Annotated in this window: 21 protein-coding genes; all 21 read left to right on the top strand. The window is 47.2% G+C overall.

What is annotated here, in order from left to right; genetic code table 11:
* Nucleotides 1-202: 202 nt before the first annotated feature.
* Nucleotides 203-1129, top strand: a complete 927-nt coding sequence (locus E2R65_RS10340; RefSeq protein ID WP_134336411.1) for a toprim domain-containing protein — start codon at nucleotides 203-205, stop codon at nucleotides 1127-1129.
* Nucleotides 1130-1276: 147 nt separating this feature from the next.
* Nucleotides 1277-1687: a plasmid mobilization protein gene (locus E2R65_RS10335; protein ID WP_134336410.1), complete on the top strand. Its 411-nt coding sequence runs from the start codon at nucleotides 1277-1279 to the stop codon at nucleotides 1685-1687.
* 260 nt (nucleotides 1688-1947) lie between these two features.
* Nucleotides 1948-2892, top strand: coding sequence for a relaxase/mobilization nuclease domain-containing protein (locus tag E2R65_RS10330; RefSeq protein ID WP_134336409.1), 945 nt, complete (start codon nucleotides 1948-1950; stop codon nucleotides 2890-2892).
* Nucleotides 2893-2909: 17 nt separating this feature from the next.
* Nucleotides 2910-3587 (top strand): ParA family protein, encoded by a 678-nt coding sequence (locus E2R65_RS10325; RefSeq protein ID WP_134336408.1) that lies wholly within the window; start codon nucleotides 2910-2912, stop codon nucleotides 3585-3587.
* Nucleotides 3535-3867 (top strand): hypothetical protein, encoded by a 333-nt coding sequence (locus tag E2R65_RS10320; RefSeq protein ID WP_134336407.1) that lies wholly within the window; start codon nucleotides 3535-3537, stop codon nucleotides 3865-3867. Before E2R65_RS10325 ends, E2R65_RS10320 begins: the two co-directional genes overlap by 53 nt.
* Complete coding sequence (locus E2R65_RS10315) at nucleotides 3864-4145, top strand: hypothetical protein (protein WP_134336406.1); 282 nt, start codon at nucleotides 3864-3866, stop codon at nucleotides 4143-4145. The genes E2R65_RS10320 and E2R65_RS10315 overlap by 4 nt, the downstream gene beginning before the upstream one ends.
* A 3-nt stretch (nucleotides 4146-4148) precedes the next feature.
* Nucleotides 4149-4439: a DUF4134 family protein gene (locus E2R65_RS10310; RefSeq protein WP_134336405.1), complete on the top strand. Its 291-nt coding sequence runs from the start codon at nucleotides 4149-4151 to the stop codon at nucleotides 4437-4439.
* A gap of 223 nt (nucleotides 4440-4662) precedes the next feature.
* Entirely contained in the window at nucleotides 4663-4968 is a 306-nt protein-coding gene (locus E2R65_RS10305) for a DUF4134 domain-containing protein (protein WP_134336404.1), read from the top strand.
* Nucleotide 4969: 1 nt separating this feature from the next.
* The gene (locus E2R65_RS10300; protein ID WP_134336403.1) at nucleotides 4970-5257 is read left to right on the top strand and encodes a plasmid transfer protein; all 288 of its coding nucleotides are present in this window, start codon (nucleotides 4970-4972) and stop codon (nucleotides 5255-5257) included.
* Nucleotides 5235-7649, top strand: coding sequence for a TraG family conjugative transposon ATPase (locus E2R65_RS10295; RefSeq protein WP_134336402.1), 2415 nt, complete (start codon nucleotides 5235-5237; stop codon nucleotides 7647-7649). The genes E2R65_RS10300 and E2R65_RS10295 overlap by 23 nt, the downstream gene beginning before the upstream one ends.
* Nucleotides 7650-7654: 5 nt before the next feature.
* Nucleotides 7655-8317 carry a hypothetical protein gene (locus E2R65_RS10290; protein WP_134336401.1) on the top strand — a complete coding sequence of 221 codons (663 nt, stop codon included), beginning with the start codon at nucleotides 7655-7657 and terminating at the stop codon, nucleotides 8315-8317.
* Nucleotides 8314-8976: a hypothetical protein gene (locus tag E2R65_RS10285; RefSeq protein ID WP_134336400.1), complete on the top strand. Its 663-nt coding sequence runs from the start codon at nucleotides 8314-8316 to the stop codon at nucleotides 8974-8976. Before E2R65_RS10290 ends, E2R65_RS10285 begins: the two co-directional genes overlap by 4 nt.
* Nucleotides 8973-9635 carry a hypothetical protein gene (locus E2R65_RS10280; protein WP_134336399.1) on the top strand — a complete coding sequence of 221 codons (663 nt, stop codon included), beginning with the start codon at nucleotides 8973-8975 and terminating at the stop codon, nucleotides 9633-9635. Before E2R65_RS10285 ends, E2R65_RS10280 begins: the two co-directional genes overlap by 4 nt.
* Complete coding sequence (locus E2R65_RS10275; protein WP_134336398.1) at nucleotides 9632-10411, top strand: hypothetical protein; 780 nt, start codon at nucleotides 9632-9634, stop codon at nucleotides 10409-10411. Before E2R65_RS10280 ends, E2R65_RS10275 begins: the two co-directional genes overlap by 4 nt.
* Nucleotides 10408-11565, top strand: a complete 1158-nt coding sequence (locus E2R65_RS10270; RefSeq protein ID WP_134336397.1) for a plasmid transfer protein — start codon at nucleotides 10408-10410, stop codon at nucleotides 11563-11565. The genes E2R65_RS10275 and E2R65_RS10270 overlap by 4 nt, the downstream gene beginning before the upstream one ends.
* A gap of 67 nt (nucleotides 11566-11632) precedes the next feature.
* On the top strand, nucleotides 11633-12247 hold the full coding sequence (gene traK, locus E2R65_RS10265; protein ID WP_134336396.1) for a conjugative transposon protein TraK: 615 nt from the start codon (nucleotides 11633-11635) through the stop codon (nucleotides 12245-12247).
* The gene (locus tag E2R65_RS10260; RefSeq protein ID WP_134336395.1) at nucleotides 12225-12641 is read left to right on the top strand and encodes a hypothetical protein; all 417 of its coding nucleotides are present in this window, start codon (nucleotides 12225-12227) and stop codon (nucleotides 12639-12641) included. The genes traK and E2R65_RS10260 overlap by 23 nt, the downstream gene beginning before the upstream one ends.
* A 6-nt stretch (nucleotides 12642-12647) precedes the next feature.
* The gene (gene traM, locus E2R65_RS10255) at nucleotides 12648-13799 is read left to right on the top strand and encodes a conjugative transposon protein TraM (RefSeq protein WP_134336394.1); all 1152 of its coding nucleotides are present in this window, start codon (nucleotides 12648-12650) and stop codon (nucleotides 13797-13799) included.
* 39 nt (nucleotides 13800-13838) lie between these two features.
* Nucleotides 13839-14633, top strand: coding sequence for a DUF4138 domain-containing protein (locus E2R65_RS10250; protein WP_134336393.1), 795 nt, complete (start codon nucleotides 13839-13841; stop codon nucleotides 14631-14633).
* Nucleotides 14634-14639: 6 nt separating this feature from the next.
* Nucleotides 14640-14855 (top strand): hypothetical protein, encoded by a 216-nt coding sequence (locus tag E2R65_RS10245; RefSeq protein WP_134336392.1) that lies wholly within the window; start codon nucleotides 14640-14642, stop codon nucleotides 14853-14855.
* 1 nt (nucleotide 14856) lies between these two features.
* Nucleotides 14857-20322, top strand: coding sequence for a helicase-related protein (locus tag E2R65_RS10240; RefSeq protein WP_134336391.1), 5466 nt, complete (start codon nucleotides 14857-14859; stop codon nucleotides 20320-20322).
* Nucleotides 20323-20411: the final 89 nt, after the last annotated feature.

The raw sequence follows: 20411 nt of genomic DNA, 5'->3' as shown, positions 1-20411 counted from the left end.
AGATCATATCAATATAGCGAAAACGCATAGGCAGGCGAGAGCCCGGCATGTAGATGCCGACGTGAGTAGTCCCGAAATCATATAACCGGCAGAAGTGGATTATACGGGTTCGTTACCCGCTGCCGGTTCATTTGTCCGAGGCCTGCATTTTACTCAGCCAGGCAAAATCCAAAGTATTTTATTAAAATTAATCATCACCGTTATGTCTACACTTTTAAACGCCAGGGAACTGAAAGAGCAGGCTTCCATCGTAGACCTGCTTGCCCGTCTCGGGTACCAGCCGGTTAAAAAGTCCGGTAAAGAACACTTTTACCTGAGTATGCTCCGGGATTCAGATACCCAACCCTCCATGAGTGTCAATGACCAGTTAGGCGTCTGGTTCGATCATGGCAGCGGCAAAGGCGGCAATATCATCGACTTTGGTTTGGCCTATTGGCCGGGTTCGACTTTTAATGAAGTAGTCGGAAAAATACAAAGTGCCGCTGAACCCCATCTGTTACAAAGGACGCTGCGGCCCCGACGGCCTGTTAAGGTCAGGAATTACGCCATAGAAGAAATTAAAGACCTCGGTACACATCCAGCTATTACCAATTATCTGAAGAACCGGGGCGTATTCGATGTCGCCAAAGCGCACCTGAGCGAGATCTATTATGTTGTTGAAGATGATAAGGGCCTCCGCAAACCATTCTTTGCAGCCGGTTGGAAAAATGAAACCGGCAGCTGGGAGGTGCGGAATAAATATTTCAAGGGTTGCCTTGGTAATAAAGCGATCACCTTTATACCGGGTGATTTGAAAAGGGCCGCTGTTTTTGAAGGCTTCCTGGATTGCCTGAGTTGGCTGAAGGAGAATGAAAATACAGGCGAAAGTTTAATTGTGCTCAACACGCTTACCTTGATCCATGAAGGTATCGCCAGGGCTAAACAATTCTCCTCCATCGATATTTATTTCGACCATGACCCCGCCGGTCACCATGCAACCAAAGACTTCCTTACAGCACTGCCCTATGCCACGGATAGGTCGGCTATTTACAAAGGGTACAATGATTATAATGATAAACTGGTAGCTCATATGAACAGGCCACCCTTAAATGATCCTTTTGAAAGAAAGCCAAAGGGTTTTTCCTATTAACTGGTTTTTCAACATTAAAGACTTTCCTCAAAGCGGTTTTTCCTATGCAAAAACCGCTTTGATTTTGTTAGGGCAAGATGTCTTTTTGTCTTACAAAAAGATCTTGCCCTCCGGGGATTGTCAAAAATTCGCAACTCATTTTTTCTGATGGATAACCTTAAAAATAAAGGCGGAAGGCCCCGTTTAACAGCGGGTAAACGCAGTGTAAAAATAGTCAGTCGTTTTACGGACGATGAATACAAACAGATCCTTGCGCTGGAAAAGGAGCTTGGCATCAACCGGTCACAGATTATCAGAACGCGTGTATTGCATAATGCGGAAATGATCGTCGTCAACTCAAAAGAGCTTATCGGACACCTGGATAGCATCGGTGCAGAGATGGGCCGGGCCGGTAACAATATCAACCAACTTGCCCGGCACGCCAATGTGATTAAATTAAAAGGTGACCTGCCGCCTGCCGTTGCGGAGAAATTCAATAGTCTGCTGGAAAGCTACGTTGGGATGCAGGGTGTTTTGGAAATGTCACTACGCAAGATCATTAGAATGATGGCTAAATGATATAAAGCTGCAAAGGTCTGCGGATACCCGGTTATAGAGCTATCAAGTTATATCATGATACGGTTACATAATTGCATCGGTATAAAGATATACGGAGATCAGGATATACCGCTATACAACTATATGGTTAGCCGGTTATAAGGCTATCGGGATACAGGGTTACACCGGCATAGCGGTCCGGCGGTATATCGTTACGCAGTTAGCATGCTTCATAGCTACAGCGCTGCACCGTAATAAGGATACAGTGATACACAGATATTATGCTCGTCAAAATATTTAAAGCCCAAAAAGCATTCAGCGGGGTTAAGTATAACACCGGCAAGATTGACCGTAACAAAGGGGAATTGATGAAAGTGGCCAATTTCGGGCCGCTGCAAACATTCGGTCATCTCAAATCCCAGGACTACATCAATTACCTCGGCGTACTCGCCGCGCTCAATAAAAATGTCAGACTGCCGCAGTTTCATGCGGTCATCTCTGCAAAAGGAAAATCATATGATAAGATCACCTTAACCGCCATCGCTGAAGCCTGGCTGAAAGAAATGGGCTATGGCGATCAGCCTTACCTGGTCGTATTTCACAAGGATACCGCCAATAACCACGTACACATGGTATCTGCAAGGGTAGACCGCATGGGTAATAAGATCAACAGCGCTTATGAGTACCTGAGGGCACAAAAAAGCATTAATAAAGTGCTCGGCTACGATTTTGCCATGGAATATCGCTTCAGTACCAGGGCGCAGTTCATGATGGTGCTGGAAAGCAAAGGCTATCCCGGTACCGATCCTGATGAAGCAAAAATACAGGAAAAGATCAGCCGATATGTTCCGGACAAAAGACGAACTGCCGCGTTATCGCAATTGTTCCGGCAATATAAAAACCAGCCCGGTTTTCGCGATCTCATGAAAGAGAAATACGGTATCGACCTGATTTTTCATCAGGCTCCGGGCAAGCAGCCCTATGGCTATTCGATCATCGACCACCACGAAAAGCAGGTATTCAAAGGCAGTGAAGTAATGGCGTTAAAGGAGCTGATCAGCTCTTTTGAAACTGACCCGGTGGAAATTGCTGTTGAAAACACATCCGATGAATATACCCCATCGGTTCAGATCAGGTCCATATCAATAGCAGATGATGTGGATGACCAGCAGATTCATGGCATGAGACGCAGACGCCAGAAGAAGGCACGAACAAATACCCGTTAAGCAACCAATTCAATTTTATGATCATAATTATAGGAAACCAAAAAGGCGGTGCCGGGAAAAGCACGCTCACTTTGTTGCTGGCTAATTACCTGACCCAGGCAAAAAGTTGCCCCGTTACCGTAATCGACATGGATTACCAGCAATCCATCATTCAAAAATTTGACAAAGCAAAAATACTGGAGAATGAAGAGCCGTATGAAGTGATCCCGGCTAACCTGGAAAGTTACCCGGCACTCCGCAACCTGCTGGGCAGGAACGCGAAAGATATCATACTGATAGACCTCCCCGGTAAATTGGATGATGACGGCCTGATACCTGTGTTTACTTCGGCGGATCTCGTCATCTGTCCATTTGCTTATGATGAGTTTAGCTTTGAATCCACGGTGTTGTTTACTGTCGTCCTACGCAAGATCAACCCGAAAATGCCGATGGTTTTTGTGCCGAACCGTGTAAAAGCAAATGCCCGCTATGAAATTATGCTGGAAGTTAATGAACAGCTTTCTAAGTTCGGAAAGATCACCGCAGTACTGCCCGACAGGGTAGATTTTCAACGGGTGAATACTTTCCTGACACCGCTTAATTTATCCCCTGTAATTATCCCCGTTTTTGAACAAATCTATGCTGATCATTTATATGGAAAACATGAAATCACTGGCCGATCAGATTCGGGAGCAACTGGTGAAACCAACCGGTAAAAAAGAAAAATCCGATAAGGACAGACCTGGCAAAAAGGCAAAACACAAGGAGATCGAATCGGCGATTTTAGCTGCCATTCTTAATTACGACAACACGGGCAATAAAAGCATGGTTCATGTACGCTTTGATGAAAAAACGGTGCGCACGATGAACCAGTTTAAAATGGCCACGAATGTTGATGTTACCAAACTGGTATCATTTGCCGTTCAGCATCTTTTTGACACCTGCCCTGAACTTAAATTAACCATTAAACAATTTATACAAAACACAGAATTATGAGCTGGATCAAATTCACCTTATGGCTGAGCGGCATTTACTTTACGTATTATGCCGCTCTTATTTTTTGGGATTTCTTTCGGGATGGCAGGCCTCCCGCCACCGAAGGATCGCATGAACTCTCCTTCACTGAACATATTGAACCGGTGAGGGCCGCGCCGGAAGCTACGGCTGAAATTTACGGATCATCTGTAATTTCCTCCGGCGGGGTGAGCCTTAAACAGTTATTTAACCTGGCGCGGGAAGAAGCCATAGAGTTTACCCGTCCCGTAAGTTTCTGAACGATGAAAAAGCTATTGACTGTTTGCTGCTGCCTGCTGACATTGGGCGCAAGCGCGCAGCCTGGCATTTCTGAAATGCAGCAGGCACAGCAGCAGCTTTCTTCCGACTTTTTTTCCGCGTTTGATTTTTCTCTGGTTATTGCCGGTATTCTTGGAATTATCGGTGCCGGAAGAATTTATCATAACCTGCAGATGGGAAAAAAGGAATTTACAACAGAAGTCGCGGCATGGTTTTACGCGGCTATATTTATGGTACTTGCAGGTGCATTCCTCAGGGCGTTGTTCGGGATCTGAACGCCTTTTTATTTTAACAAACTGCCTCCCGGTAGTTTCTAAAAGATCTTCTTACTATTATCCCTTTAATCTTACTCAACCCTTATCGCATTTCATGTGGCCGGGTTATCCGTTGAGCGTATTTATTAAGGCGTTGTTCGTGATCTGAACGCCTGTTTTGCATACACGGCCGCTTCTCCGGCGGCTTTAAAAGATCTCCGTCAGTATTCTCATTTCCCAATTAATGTTTAACAAAACAAAACAACTATGGGCGTCAGCGATCCTGCTGGCCCTTTCTGTTCCGGCATTCGCGCAAAGCGGCGTCAATGGCCTGAACACGGCAACCTCCACATTGAAAACCTATGTAGCACCGGTAACCAACATCACCCTGGTGATCGGTGGCATAGTAGGTATTGTAGGCGCGATCCGGGTCTATTCCAAATGGAACAGCGGAGATCAGGACATCAACAAGGAATTGATGGGCTGGGGCGGTTCCTGCGTATTCCTCGTGGTATCCGCACTGGTGATCAAAGCCTTCTTCGGCTTGTAATATGGCCAGGAAATTCGCTGTTTATAAGGGGCTGCAGAAGCCCCTTATTTTCAAAGGCTTTAAAGGAAAGTTTATTTACTGGGGGCTGGGCTTCCTGCTTTCCGGCCTTGTTTTCGGCGCTTTAACCATGTCGCTGGTCAATATGTGGCTGGGCGCGATGGTGCTCATTGGCTGTATCGTCGGCGGCCTGCTCTTTACCGCAGCCAAACAAAAAGGCGGACTGCATACCAAAAGCCGCGATTCTCAAATCTTTATCCTTAATCATTATGGCCGCAAAAACACTATTTAATATCCCGTATGCCGGCGTGGATAAGAGCGGTGCGTATGACCTCCTCATCGGTATGAACGGCGAATGTTCCGTCATTATCAGGGTGATCAACCCGGTCATACGCTATGCCGCCTACCCCGCCGGGTTTGATGAATTTCACAGTTTGCTCATCAACGTCGTTAAAGTATTAGGAGATGGACACATCCTGCAGAAGCATGACATTATCAGTCGTTCCAAATGGCAAGGGAAACTCTCCGGTGAATATTTGCAGCAAAAATACAATGCGCACTTTGAAGGCAGGGAATGCCTGAAAACAGATACCTATCTCACCATTACCCGGCAGGTAAAAAAGGGGGCTTTCTATGTGTATGATGCCAAAGCATTGCGTGATTTCCGGCAGCTCATCAGCAAAGTGATTGATATTCTTCCTGCTCCTAATGTGCTCGACGAAAGCAGCATCAACCTCCTGGTATTGCAAATGCTCAGCATGGATTTTAAAAGCAGGTATATTAGCCTGAACAACCTTTCCCCGTCTGACACCGAAATTAAAACAGGTAATAAATCTGTTCGCAGCATCAGCCTGGTCAATATAGACAGCATCGATCTGCCGCCGGAAGTAGGGACACATATTGAAATGAATGAAAAGGAGACCACACGAGGGTTTCCGGTGGATTTTCTTTCCTTCCTGTTCAGGGTTCCCGGCTGCGATGTGATCATCTTTAACCAGGTCATTGAAATTCCCAACCAGGCCATGACTTTGCGTAAACTGGAGCAGAAGAAAAAAAGGCATTCCGGTATTCCTGACCCTGCTAACCAGATCTGTGTGGAAGATATCGATCAGCTGCTGGTCGATGTTGCCAGGGAAAATCAATTACTGGTCAATTGTCACTTTAATATCCTGGTGGCTGCTCCGGAAAACAGCCTGGAAAAAGCGGCGAACTTTATTGAAAGCTCTCTTTTTCAATTGGGGATCATCCCAAGTAAGAATGCCTATAACCAGCTGGAACTTTTTAGGAGCGCCTTACCGGGAAATGCGGTGGAACTTAAACCTTACGATTGGTTCCTGACCACTTGTGATGCTGCTGCCTGTTTCTTTTTTAAAGAATCCCTGCCCGTTGACGAGCCTTCTGATTTCTTGATCCGGTTTACCGACCGGCAGGGTATTCCCATCGGGATGGACCCTGCCGATCTGCCGATGCGTACCGGACGTATCAATAACCGTAACAAGTTTGTGCTCGGGCCCAGCGGTTCCGGTAAAAGCTTTTTTATGAATGCGCTGATCGAGCAGTATATGCTTTATAATATGGATATGGTCATCGTTGATACCGGCCATTCCTATTCCGGGCTATGTTCCTATTATAAAGGGAAGTATATCACTTATTCCGATAAGTTGCCCATTACCATGAATCCTTTCCGGATCAGCGAAGAGGAATATAATATCGAAAAAAAGGACTTCCTGTGTACCCTCATCGGCGTTGCCTGGAAAGGGGCAGAAGGTACGTTTAGCCCTGTGGAACGTGATGTCGTAGCCAACGTGATAAGTGCTTATTACAGCAGGTTCTTCGCGGATAAAGGCGAATTAAAATTTGACACTTTCTATGAATTCGCGCTGACTAAAATACCCGAGATAAAAAGAGAGGAAAAGATCATGTTTGATTTTGATGAGTTCCGATATGTGCTGAAGAAGTTTTATAAAGGTGGCGAATTCGCACCTATCCTGAATAAGGAGGCCGACAAATCTTTATTTACCGAACGTTTCATTGTGTTTGAAATCGATTCGATCAAGGAGCATAAAATCCTCTTTCCCATCGTGACCCTGATCATCATGGATGTTTTCATTCAAAAGATGCGCTACCGTTCCGACCGCCGCAAAACACTGGTTGTAGAAGAAGCCTGGAAGGCCATCGCCAGTCCGCTCATGGCAGGATACCTGCTCTATTTGTATAAGACAGTCCGCAAGTTTTGGGGCGAGGCCATCGTAGTTACCCAGGAGCTCGGCGACATCATCGGTAATGCCGTAGTAAAAGACAGTATCATCAATAATTCCGATACCATCTGCCTCCTTGACCAAACCAAATTCAAGGATAACTATAATGAAATTGCCGCCTTGCTTTCAATCAGCGAAACAGAAAGGCGTAAAATTTTCACCATTAACCAACTGGATAACACCGAAGGCAGGGGCCGCTTTAAAGAAGTTTATATCCGGCGTGGTGCTGTGGGCGAGGTCTATGGTGTAGAGGTAGCCTTACAGCAATACCTTGCCTACACTACTGAAAAGCCTGAAAAGTCCGCGATAGAATCGTATACCGGGAAATACGGTTCTTATCCTGAAGGCCTCGATGCTTTTGTTGCCGATTTTATCAGCAGCAAACTTTCACTTTCTCAATTTATCAGTAAAGTCAATCAACATTAACACTTATGAAATCACTATTTATCCTTTTGTTCTGCTTCGTGGCCAGCGCAGGGTTCTCACAGGAACTCGTCTTCGACGGTGGCACCTCCGCGGCTATTGCTGTAAATGCCGGGGTAATCAACGGGCAGCTGAATACCACTAATAATAAACTCGACCTCATTCAAAAAGGGCAGCTTGCCGTCAGCGGGCAGCTGGTCATTGTCAATAACCTCCAGAACAAAATTTACCAGGGGCTTAGCCAGGTTGCTTCGGTCATCAATAACCTGACAACGATCAAGGAGATCGCAAATTGCGGTTCAGATATTATCAAAGACGTGGGCTCTGCGGTAACCATTGCCAGATCTAATCCATTGCTGCTGCTTTTCGCGGAACAGGGCGCGCGCGATTTTCAAACCAGGGCCATAGCACTCGCTGCCGATGTGGGTGCCTTCGTTACCAAAGGCGGCAACGGCAACCTGATGGACAGTGGGGAAAGAGGGAAATTACTCAATCATATTGCAGATGAAATGCGCATTCTCCGCGGTATTGCTTACGGCATGGGCAGGGCCATGTACTGGGCGAAAATGAACGGCATATTTCATTCGCTGAATCCTTGGGCGGAATGGCAGAACCAGGATGTCCGTATTGCCAATGATGTGTTAACGAACGCCAAATACCTTAAACCATGAAAAAGATCTGTTTTTCCATATGCTGTTGCCTTTTTGCAGTAGGTGTTTACGCACAGCAAAAAACGATTGATATTATCGGCATCCACCAGCTGGTGGATGAGTCCATTTCTGAAAACAAACTACAGGTGAAAGCCCGGAACCAGCAGGCACTTGCCTCCGCCAATGAGCAGTCCAATTTGACGCTGTTGGCTAAACTAAAAGTGACCTACCGGCAGATACAGCAGCGGTACAATACCCTGGGAACAGCAATTAACCTGGCGGACATCGGCTTTACCGCATCGCCGATGGTATCCCGTATCATCAGCAACCAGGCACAGGTCATCAGGCTGGTACAGCAGAACCCGGCGTTATTAGCTATCGGCTACCAGGCAGAACTTCATTTTGCGGAAAAAGCGAAAAGCCTGTTAAGCTATGTTATCGGGTTGACACTGACCATCGGCGATATCAACCAGATGAAGGCATCTGACCGGAAAATGCTTTTTGACTATGTGATTACTGAACTGAGTAACCTGCAGGACCAGTCGGGTAATATGCTGAACATGATGCAATACTCCAGCCTTTCTGCTTTACTGAAAGCCGCTAACCCCTTTCAGAATTTTATAGATGCCGATCAATCCCTTGCCAGGGATGTTATTCAAAACGCTAAATATCTAAAATGAAAAAACTGATTATCCTGCTGCTGCTGTTTGCTGCGAAGTTCGCCGCCGCCCAGCAATATGTGATTGACCCACAGCATCTGGCTTCCGCTATCGTAAACGGTGCCGCCCGCAGCGGTGCGGAAACCGCGCATGAACAGTATCTCACGAAGATCAATAATAATCTCAACGACCTGAATATTAACGCGGGCTCGGTAGTACTGGCGCAAACAATGATCTACCAGGGACTATCAAATGTAAACTCCGCATTGAAAGATGGAATGGAAGTGAAATACATGGCCGTAGTGGTGGCCGATATGACCAGCTATATCAGCCAGGCATTGGCAATGGCCAAAAACGAACCATATCTTTTACTATTTGCGAACAATATCGCTGCCGAAATGCGGGTTAGGGCACTCGCGCTGGTTACTGATGTATCCGGTTTTGTACTTAAAGAGGGCAATAATGTACTGGCTGACTATAATGCCCGCGACCAACTGCTGCACAAAGTCATGCAGGAACTGCAGATCCTTGACGGGTTGGCCTACGGCGCGTGGAAAGCGATGTACTGGGCAAAAGAGCGTGGGGTCATCGCTTCCCTCAATCCTTTTTCTGGTTTTATCAACCGGGACAAATTAGTTGTTTCTCAAATTATTCAAAACGCTAAATATCTCCGACAATGAAAATAAAACATCTGACCTTACTGGTTTGCTGCCTTACAGCAACCACCTCTTTTGCGCAAAGCGTAATCAACGATGAGGCGCTTCGTTACCAACAGCAGCGCATGGTTTTCCAGCAATGGGATCAAAATAAGTTTAAGCCAACCTCCGGCTTTCTCGGCCTAAACCCCTATTACTGGCTGACATGGGGATGGTTTTATCCCAATTACCATAAAACCGACCTCCGGCCCCTGAGTGCCAACGGCCCCCAAACCCAGCGGTTGGCATTGGTGGGTGCCATGAACACGACCGACAATAATTATAAACTCCAGTCGGATACCGTCAGAAATACGGCACTCTCCCAAATTGCCGCACAATCCGGGTTAATTTCCGGGACAGACCCATTATGGCTCTTGTACTATAGTAACGAACTAAAGCCGGTACTCAATAACTCTATGCTTTCTATCCTCGCAGGGCTATCACCACAGGTGAGTGTAAAACTGGTTAATGAAGGATTGTACGCCTGGTATAAAAATGAGCTTGACCGGCTGAAAGAACGGGTGCAGGGGGCGCGTTCGGCTGATATGGACAGGGGATCGCGGATACTGGCTTACCACCGCTTATTAATGGAGTACCGGAAGCTGGCAGGCATATGGGCCATTCGAACTTCCTTGGCGCAAACTACCCTGGATATGACTACCCGGCAACAGGCTTTGAAAAATGGGCAGGGCATCGTTACCGAGTGGACACCGCATTCCGATAATGAAATCGCAAACAAAGTTTTACAGCACGTACAATGAAAAAAACGATCACTTTAATAGTACTGTTGTCGCTGGGCGTGACAGCAGTATTTGCGCAAACTGCCACTAATCCGGATAACGGCAAAACACTTCAGTTTTTGCAGGGTGATGGGGTTTATGAAACAGGTGTAATGACTTTCTTAAAAGGTTTGAAATTATCTATCTGGTCGCATTTCGATCTTTTCATTACCGATGCCAAAGCGCTGTCCGCCATATTTATGATCATCTTTTTCGCGATCAAATCTTACGAGATGATGGTAGGCGATAAAAAGATGGAGATCATGCCCCTGCTTCGCCCTTTCGGTCTGGCGATGGTTATTTTATGGTGGGGGATTTTTGTTAAGGTTATTGCCTTTCCGACAGATCTTGTTACTGTCCGGACGGAAGAGATGTTTAACAGCGAACAGGATATCGTCAATGATCTGCGACTGAAAAGGTCTGAACTGGTACTCGCGGTCGCTAATTCCCTGTACACATTCCAGGCGCAAACGGAAGTGGCCGAAAAGGAAAGTGACACTTGGTACGGTCAGGCCTGGGATGCCGTGAGCAGCACGGTTAAACAAGGAATAAGTACGGTGGTTTCCCCTTTACTGGAGCTCAAAAACCGTTTGACTGTCGGGTTGCAATTGCTGCTTACCCAACTGCTGGAGTTGATGGGGATATGGATTCTCCGCGTTGCTGTTTATATCATGTTCATGCTGCAGATCATTTATTCGAGCATCCTGATCATTCTCGGCCCCTTTGCCGTAGCGGTAAGTATCCTTCCCGCTTTCCGGGACAGTTTCAGCACCTGGATCGCACGCTTTGTTTCGGTGAACCTGTATTCCGGGATCGCCTACCTGATCATGTACCTCACGGGGCTTATGCAGGAATATGCGCTCACCTCTGAAATCAGCAAGTACCAGGAATTAGTCGGCAAAGACGGTTTAAGTGCGGATCTTGGTAAAATGGCGGTGTTCGCCGGTAACGGGATTCTCTCCTTCGGTACGGTGATCATTGTTTTTATTATCGGTGCCATCTGTATGTTTACCGTTCCCAGTATCTCCACCTGGATCATCTCCACATCGGGCATCAGCTCAGCGGCATCTACCTTCGGAAGAAGTGCCGGCACCGTGATGAGCGTTGCCCGAAAAGCCTCCGGCAGTTTCTTTTAATGCACTGTTTATTCATTCATTTCCATTGAGCCCCTATTTACCATAGGGGCTTTTTTATTCCATTAACATGATCATAAAAAATATAGAAGCCAAGATCAGGCTCGCCACCATCGTATCTGTTGGCAGCCTCCTGACATCGCTGGTTATTGTTGGTATCAATTGCCTGTATGCCTACCGAATGGTATCCAACGCGCAGAAGAGTATTTACCTGCTGGATAACAATGTACCCATTCTGGCCCGGCAAACGGATATGCAACTCAACCGGCCCGCAGAATACCGTGCCCACGTCGACCTTTTCCATTCTCTTTTCTTTTCCCTTACACCGGATGATAATTACATGGAATACCAGATGAAAAAGGCCATGTACCTGATCGATGAAACGGGGATGCAGCAATATAATGACCTGAAGGAAAAGGGGTTTTTCAATTCTATCCTGTCTTCAAGTTCCGTGCTGACCCTTGAAACAGATTCTATAGCGCTTGATATTCCCAAAAAATACTTCAGGTATTATGGTAAGCTGAAGATCGACCGCCGGAGTTCGACAGTCGTGCGCTCGCTGATCACGGAGGGTTATCTTAAAGATATCCCGCGAAGCGATAATAATCCACATGGCGTACTGATCACCGCATGGAAAACATTGGAAAACAAAGACCTCGAAGATGTGGAGAAAAATACATTCTAACCGCGATCCCAGGGATACGCTGTTCAGTGAGCTCAAAAAAGAGTTTCAGCCTTATGTTGTAAAAGGAGCCGCCCGCTTCCGGTCAGCCGCTGCTACCTATCCGCGTTTGTTTTTTGCAGGCATGATCGTCGCGCTGCTCATTTCCCTTGCGCTTTCCTTTACGGTTTTCCGTCAACCCGATAAGTTGGTCACGTCTGTTTCAGAACCGCGTGCAAATCCGGCATCCGACGGCTTTGATCAGATCATGCAGGCAACCGCAAAAATGCGGGAAACAATCAGGCTAAAGGGCCTTGTCGACAGCTTAACCGCCAAAAAGCAATTATCAAAAGCGGATACACTCCTGCTGGACAGCGCGCTCGACCGCCTGCAGCAGATCCATCACACCCTTAAATAAATCATCATGAAAATCAATTTTAAACAGCCCAAATATTTGCTGCCGGCACTCGCTTTGCCATTTTTATGCCTTTTCTTTTATGCCTGGCATAGCGGCTTCTCCAAGCCGAAGCCCGAAATAAAGCAGGAAGCCGGCTTAAACGGAAACGTTGGTAATGTATCCGCAGATGTCCGTAAGAAAAACCTGGCAGGTAAACTGGATGCGTACCGTAACACCTACAAAGAGGCCAACGGCTATTCTGCCGTTAACGTCATTCCCAAAGAGGCATCCAGCAATGCTTCTTTTCGGGATCGTTACAGCAGTAAAGAAAAACAAACCCTTGACTCTATCGACAGGGCGATGAAGGCAAAATACAACCTGCCACCAACCGGGAACCACGATCGGGCAATAGCCGCTGCCCTGCCAGCCCTGGTACACCAGCAGAAACAAAGAGCCGCATCTGCGCCGGTAGAGTCGAAAGAAAAAGATCCGATGGATGTTTTCAAACAGCAAATGGCCTACATGGACAGTATCAATAAACAAAATGATCCAGCCTATAAAGCCGAACAGCTTAAAAAACTGGCCAATGATAAAGCCGCTCTGCAAAAAGCCAGCGAATTAAAACTTAAAGTTGTTAAAGCCGATGCCGCTTCCGAGGACTTCAACACCATCAAACCACCGGGCGAGGATAAATTCATCACTGCCGTAATAGATGAAAATGTGACAGGATACGCCGGTTCCCGGTTGCGGCTAAAGCTCCTGGAAGATATCAGGGCAGGTAATAACCTGATCAAAAAAGGCACCTATATTTTTGCCCAGATCAGCGGCTTTTCAGAACAGCGCGTAACGCTCTCCATCAATTCCATTTTATCCGGGGGGAAAATACTTCCTGTCAAACTGGAGATCTACGACCTGGACGGTATGCCCGGATTGTATGTCCCTGCATCAGCGTTCCGGGAATTTACCAGGGATCTCGGCAGTAATGCGGTTCAGGGCGTAACCATCGACGGTAACTCCACCGGCAACCAGTTTATCATGAGTTCGGTTGATAAAATATTCCAATCTACTTCTTCCGCCATTGCCGGGCTCATCCGCAAAAACAAGGCAAAAATGAAATACAATTCTTTCATCTACCTGATTGACGGCGACGCATTGTTGAACACGCAGAAATCCTATTAAGGCAGTCGTTCACTCATTTTCTTAAAATCAATAATCATCATGAAAAAGCTTTTAATATACTTGGGGATGCTGATCTCCCCCGCAGTTTATGCGCAAAAAGATCTGCCGGTTGTGGCACTCCCTGCAAACCTGACCATTCATTTCGTATCACCGGAGCCCATTCAGTATGTGGATATTTCCAGTAAGCAACTGACCGGCGACCTGCCCCTGAAAAACGTATTCCGCATTCGTTTAAAAGATTCATCATCAAAATTTGAGGATGCCGTTCTGACAATCGCCGGTGAAAAATTTATTGCACAATACCGCCTGGTACCCGGTAACGGGAATACCCCTACAGAAATAGCTATTACACCGGCCGAAACCCGCCCGCTGGATATTGCCGGCATCGGATTTTCAAACAATCAGCTGAAGGCAATGGCTTTGAGTCTGATCGCCCGAAAGCCGGACAAACATATGGAAAAGGTAAAGGCGTTCGGGATAGAAGGAAAGTTAAACCATATCTATACGATGGGCAACTACATCTTTCTCGATATCAGTTATCGTAACAGGACCAATCTGAGATATGATATTTCGGATATACGGTTTAAAATTGATGATAAAAAAGTCACCAAAGCGGCCAACGCCCAAACGGTCGAACTCAACCCGGAGTATGTCCTCTTTGATATCCCTGCTTTTACCAAAACCTACCGGAACATCTTCGTATTCAAAAAGATGAGTTTCCCCGGCAATAAAGTACTGCTGGCAGAAATGGGTGAAAAGCAAATATCAGGGCGCGTATTGACCCTGAAGATCTCTTACCGGGACATCCTGGATGCGGATACCCTACCTAACTGATTTCTTATGACATACCTGATAGCCTATGACTACGTTAGGCTGATCCTGGAGGAAGAGTTCCTCGCAGCCTATCTGCGCTTTATCAATCACGGCATACTGCACTACGAGCTGACCAATATCATCGAGGTATGCGCCCCCCTGCTGAAGGGGCTGGATGAGGACGACAGGTTTCTCAAATATGAGGTAATAGGAACGTTAGCGAATTATTTAGAGGAGGTATGAAATGGCATTTAACAGCAGTAAAAAACTGGCCGATAATATCTCCGCCATCAGCATCGCCCTGAATTATATCGGGCAGCAATTGTCCGGGGACGAAATAAAAGTGTTAAAAAATTACGCGGGGTTTGGCGGCATTAAAGCGATACTTTTTCCGGCAGGCCGGGAGGACGACTGGCAGAAATTTGATATATCACAGGCCGACCTCAAACTCTGGCCGCAGGTGATGCAGCTCCATGAGCTGCTCCGGGAAAAGCTTTCGGAAAATGACTATAAACGGGCGTTTGAGTCGCTGATCAATAGTGTCAATACCGCTTTTTACACGCCTGAATTTATCCCCGATGTTATTTACAACGCCTTAAAAGAAAATAGCGTTTTTCCCCGCAGGATTTATGAAACCAGTGCAGGGGCAGGTGTTTTTGTTACGGAAGCTGTCAGGACGTTCCCAAACCTGGAAGCAGTAAATGCGGTAGAAAAGGATATCCTCACCGGTAAGATATTAACTGTACTGGCCCAAGCCATCAGCAACAAGATAGCGGTGCAGGTAAAAGGGCTGGAAGAAACGGCCCCGAATGAAAAAGGACAATCCGACCTGGTGATCAGTAATATCCCTTTCGGTAATTTTTCCGTTCATGACCCCGCGTTTAACAGCAGCGGGATCTCCTCCCGCATCCATAATTACTTTTTTGCCAAAGGGCTGGACAAGCTGGCAGATGGCGGGATCTTGGCTTACCTGGTTACCGATGGTTTTTTAAACAGCCCCTCCAATGATACCGCCCGTAAATACCTGTTTACTTCGGCGGATCTGGTCAGCGTATCGGTATTGCCCGCTAACCTGATGAAGGAAAACGCTAATGTGGAAGTCGGTACGCACCTGATCATTGTGCAGAAAAACGATGCTAAGCAAACATTAACCGAAGCGGAAAGCCAGCTCATCGATACCGTTGAGCAAACCGGCAGCAAAGGCAAGTATAACATCAATGCTTATTTATTAAAGCACCCCGAACTGGTATTGGGCGATGAGGTCATTGAAGATACCAATGCCTATGGGCAGGCTAATCTAACCATCTGGCACAATGGTGATATGGCTGATATTGACAGGGAACTGAAATTACAGGTTCACCGGGGCCTCCAGGAGAATTTCGACCATGCCAAATGGCAGGCCATCAGTTTCAGCCGGCAGCAATCAGCCGGGCGTAAATTCACCTTTTTACCGGTACCTGAAGTAACGGAAAGTAACGCGGTCGGCCAGTTAGGTTTATTTGATGCTCCCCCGGTGGCCAATAATAACAAGGCGCAATCTTATCTGGATGATAATGACCGGTTCACGGTGGACGGCAGCACTGCCCGCCTGATCAGCACTATAAGAACAACGGCTAAACCAGCGCACGACAGCATCATCATGCTCACCGCGAGGGCTAAAGCCAGCAATCGTTACCTGTATAAATTATACAGTAACGTAGCGGAGATCTCGGTATCTGTCAAATGGCTGACCGGGCAGTCTCTGGGTAATGAACTGGATACACTGGCTGCAAAACTTAAATATTTCGCTTACGATTTCCGATATGAAGGCGATACCAGCCTGGAAGCTTCTTTTAAACTCACACCTGATCGCCCCAAGGCCTTTACCGACCTGAAGCCCTTTTATGAAAAAGGCACATTGGTACTTTTTGAAGGCCGGGCAGGCCTGATCGCGGAACCCAATAGTGGTGAAGCGGAATTTAAGCCATTGGATGTTCAGGATAACCTGGCTTTTTACCGCAATTATATTTTATTACGAGATACCTATCTGCAACTTTCTGTACTGGAAGCGGAGCATCGGGTTCAGTACCCGGAATTGCGTAAAGCGCTCAATCAGCATTATGACACCTTTATCGAAAAGAATGGTGAGCTGAACAGGGCCTTTAACCGTTCCCGTATCCTGGCAGATGCCGCTTTTGGCTTTAAGGTGGCCGCCTCGCTGGAATTGAAGGAGAATGACAAATTCATACGTTCGGATATCTTTCACGGCCCGGTATTTCCACAGGAGGCTGCTTTTAAAACAAGCGACCCGGCGGATGCCCTTGCCCGTTGCTTAAATGATCTGGGCAGGGTCGACCTGGATCTGATCACCGAAATAACAGGTTTATCCGAAGAGGATGCTATTTATCAGCTGGAGAAACAGATCCTGTTTAACCCTGAGCGTAATGTATGGGAAACCACCGATCATTATTTGTCCGGGAATGTGGTTGCCAAATTGCAGGTCGCGGAGCAGGCCGTAAAAGATGAGCCGGAGAATTTTCAGCTCCTGCGCAGCTTGACGGCTATCCGCAGGGTGCAGCCGGACAAGATCCCGTTTGAATTGCTGGATTTCAACCTCGGTGAGCGCTGGCTCCCGGTCAGTTATTATGAGCGTTTCGCAACCGACCTGTTTAAGCTGGATACGGAGATCAACTATTTCCCATCCGTGGATACTTTTAAAGTAAGCTACGGAAAAGGCAATACCACCACCGATGAGGAATTCGCGGTGATTCCGAAACAAAGCGACAAGCTGACCGGCCGAACTTTACTGGAACACGCACTGGAAAACACCGCCCCGCATATTACTTACCCGGTCGAGATCGACGGCAAGGTCAAACGTTACCCCGATACGGAGGCCATACAGTCGGCACACCTGAAGATCGAAAGTATCCGTGACCGTTATACGGAATGGTTACGGGAACTCCCTCCGGAAGATAAGCAGCGCATAGAGAAATTATATAATGACACTTTTAACTGCTATGTACTGCGCGAATACGACGGGAGCCACCTGAAGTTTCCGGGACTCGACCTCAAAGGGCTGGATATACCGGATCTCTATAGTTCACAAAAGGATGCCGCCTGGCGCATCATTCAGAACCGGGGCGCGCTGGTTGACCATGAAGTAGGCCTGGGTAAAACATTGACCATGATCGTGGCCGCCATGGAAATGAAGCGGCTGGGCATCATTCACAAACCGATGATCCTCGCTTTAAAGGCCAACGTGAGCGCCATCAGGGATACGTTCCGTTTAGCCTATCCGGACGCGCGAATATTGGCACCTGGTGAAAATGATTACCTGCCTGCCCGCCGACAGCGGCTGTTCCATGAGATCAAAAATAATAACTGGGACTGTGTTATCCTGACCCATGACCAGTTTGGAATGATACCGCAGTCGCCCGAAATACAGCGGGAGATATTTCAAACGGAACTGGATAACGTAACCCGTGACTTGCTTACGCTGGGTACATTGGGGGTAGCTATCAACAAGTCCATGCTCAAAGGCCTGGAGATCCGAAAGAATAACCTCAACGTGCAGCTCAATGCGGTGCTTTACGCGATTGATAACCGCAAGGATACCGGTATCAACTTTCAGGAAATGGAAGTGGATCACCTGTTTATCGATGAGTCGCACAAGTTCAAGAACCTCACTTTTACCACGAGGCACAACCGGGTGGCCGGGCTGGGTAATATGGCCGGTAGCCAGAAAGCCCTTAATATGCTGTTCGCCATCCGGACATTGCAGGAGAAGTTCAACGCCGACCTTTGTGTTACCTTTCTTTCCGGTACGCCGATCTCCAACAGCCTCACCGAAATGTACCTGATCTTTAAGTATCTCCGGCCTCATGAAATGGACCGGCAGCAGATCAGCAACTTTGATGCCTGGGCTGCGGTATATGCCCGTAAAACGGTCGATTTTGAGTTCAGCGTCACCAACGAGATCCGGGCAAAGGAACGCTTCCGCTATTTTATCAAAGTGCCGGAACTGGCCCGCTTTTATAACGAGATAACAGATTATAAAACGGCTGTCCATATCAGCCTTGATAAACCGGTCATCGATGAAGTGCTGGTGAATATCCCGCCAACACCGGAACAGCGGGACTTTACCCGCAGGCTGATGAAGTTTGCCAAAACAGGTGATGCCACCGTGATCGGCAGGCAGCCGCTCACCGCGACAGAAGACTTGGGGCGGATGCTGATCGCCACCAACTACGCAAAAAAAATGGCGGTGGATATGCGGTTGGTCAGCGATAGCCGCTATGGCGACCATCCGGGAAACAAGGTCAGTATCTGTGCCCGTAATGTGGCGATGGAATACCGCCAAAGCAACGAACACAAGGGTACGCAGATCATATTCAGCGATATCGGGACACCAAAGCCGGATAGCTTTAATATTTATGACGCGATTAAGGATAAGCTGGTGAAGGACTTTGACATCCCCGCCGCTGAGATCACCTTTATCCATGACTGGACAGACAGGCAAAAGCCGGAACTGTTCCGAAAAATGAACGCAGGCTTGATCCGCGTACTGGTCGGCAGTACCGAAAAAGCAGGTACGGGCTTGAATGTACAACAGCGCGTTGTCGCGATGCACCACCTGGATATCCCGTGGAAACCATCCGAACTGGAGCAGCGGGATGGCCGCGGCGCGAGGCAGGGGAACTGGCTGGCAAAAATGTTTTTTGGCAACAAAGTCCGGAATTACATCTATGCCGTAGAGCAGTCGCTGGACAACTATAAATTCAACCTCCTGAAGAACAAACAGACTTTTATCAGCCAGATGAAGAAAAGCGAGCTAAGTGTCCGCACACTGGATGAAGGTGCCATGGATGAACAAAACGGCATGAATTTTTCTGAATACATCGCTATCCTTTCCGGTGACACTTCCCTGCTGGAAAAAACCAAAGTGGAAAAGAAGGTAGCTGAATTAGAAGGGAATAAATCCTCCCATTTTAAAGATGTGTCGCGGAGCCGCTACTTACTGGAAGACACAGAGCAAAAGAAAGCGCAAACAGCTTCCACATTGGAAAAGCTCGTAACCGATGAAGCGGCCTATCTTAAAGTACTGAAGCAGGATGCAAAAGGCAATAAGCTGAACCCCATAAAAATGCCGGATAAAACAGATGCCGACCCAGTAGCTATCGGCAAAAAGATCAATGACCTCTACAAAAAATGGAAGCCTGGGAACGCCGAAGATCCGACTTATAAATTCGGTGAATTATATGGGTTCAGCCTGTATGTAAACCGGCAATTGGCCTGGGTCCAAACTGAACAGGGTAGCAAATACGAGTACGTCAGCAGCCTCTATGCAGAAAGTGATACCACCGGGATCAGGTATATGCGTAATAACGGCATTCCGAATACTGATAATCCAAAATCTGCTGCCAGGTACTTTTTGAACGCCATCGATAATGTGAGTTCCCTGGTGATCAAATACCGTGATAAGTTGACAGCATTGGAAAAGGAAATACCGGTTATCCGTGAACTGACGCAAAAACCTTTTGAGCAGGAAGCAAAGCTGGCCACTTTAAAGGTCGAACTGGCAAATCTGGAACAGGAGATCAGCCGGAAGATTGCTGAAAAGCAGCAGGAAACGGAGTCGGAGGAGACGCTTGATCATTCGGAAAACCTGAGAGCGCTGCGCTTACAAACTTTTGAGCATCGGGATTACCCTGCTAACGGACCCGGGCGCTGACCTTGAGTGGTTCGTCCTTAAATCTTTCACCAACAAATCTTATGGAAGAACCGCGAAGCGCTCCTTCCATTGCATTACAAAACCGATCA

Source organism: Mucilaginibacter phyllosphaerae (genome assembly GCF_004378255.1).
Lineage (GTDB): Bacteria > Bacteroidota > Bacteroidia > Sphingobacteriales > Sphingobacteriaceae > Mucilaginibacter > Mucilaginibacter phyllosphaerae.
This window is presented reverse-complemented; position numbering and strand designations above follow the sequence as displayed.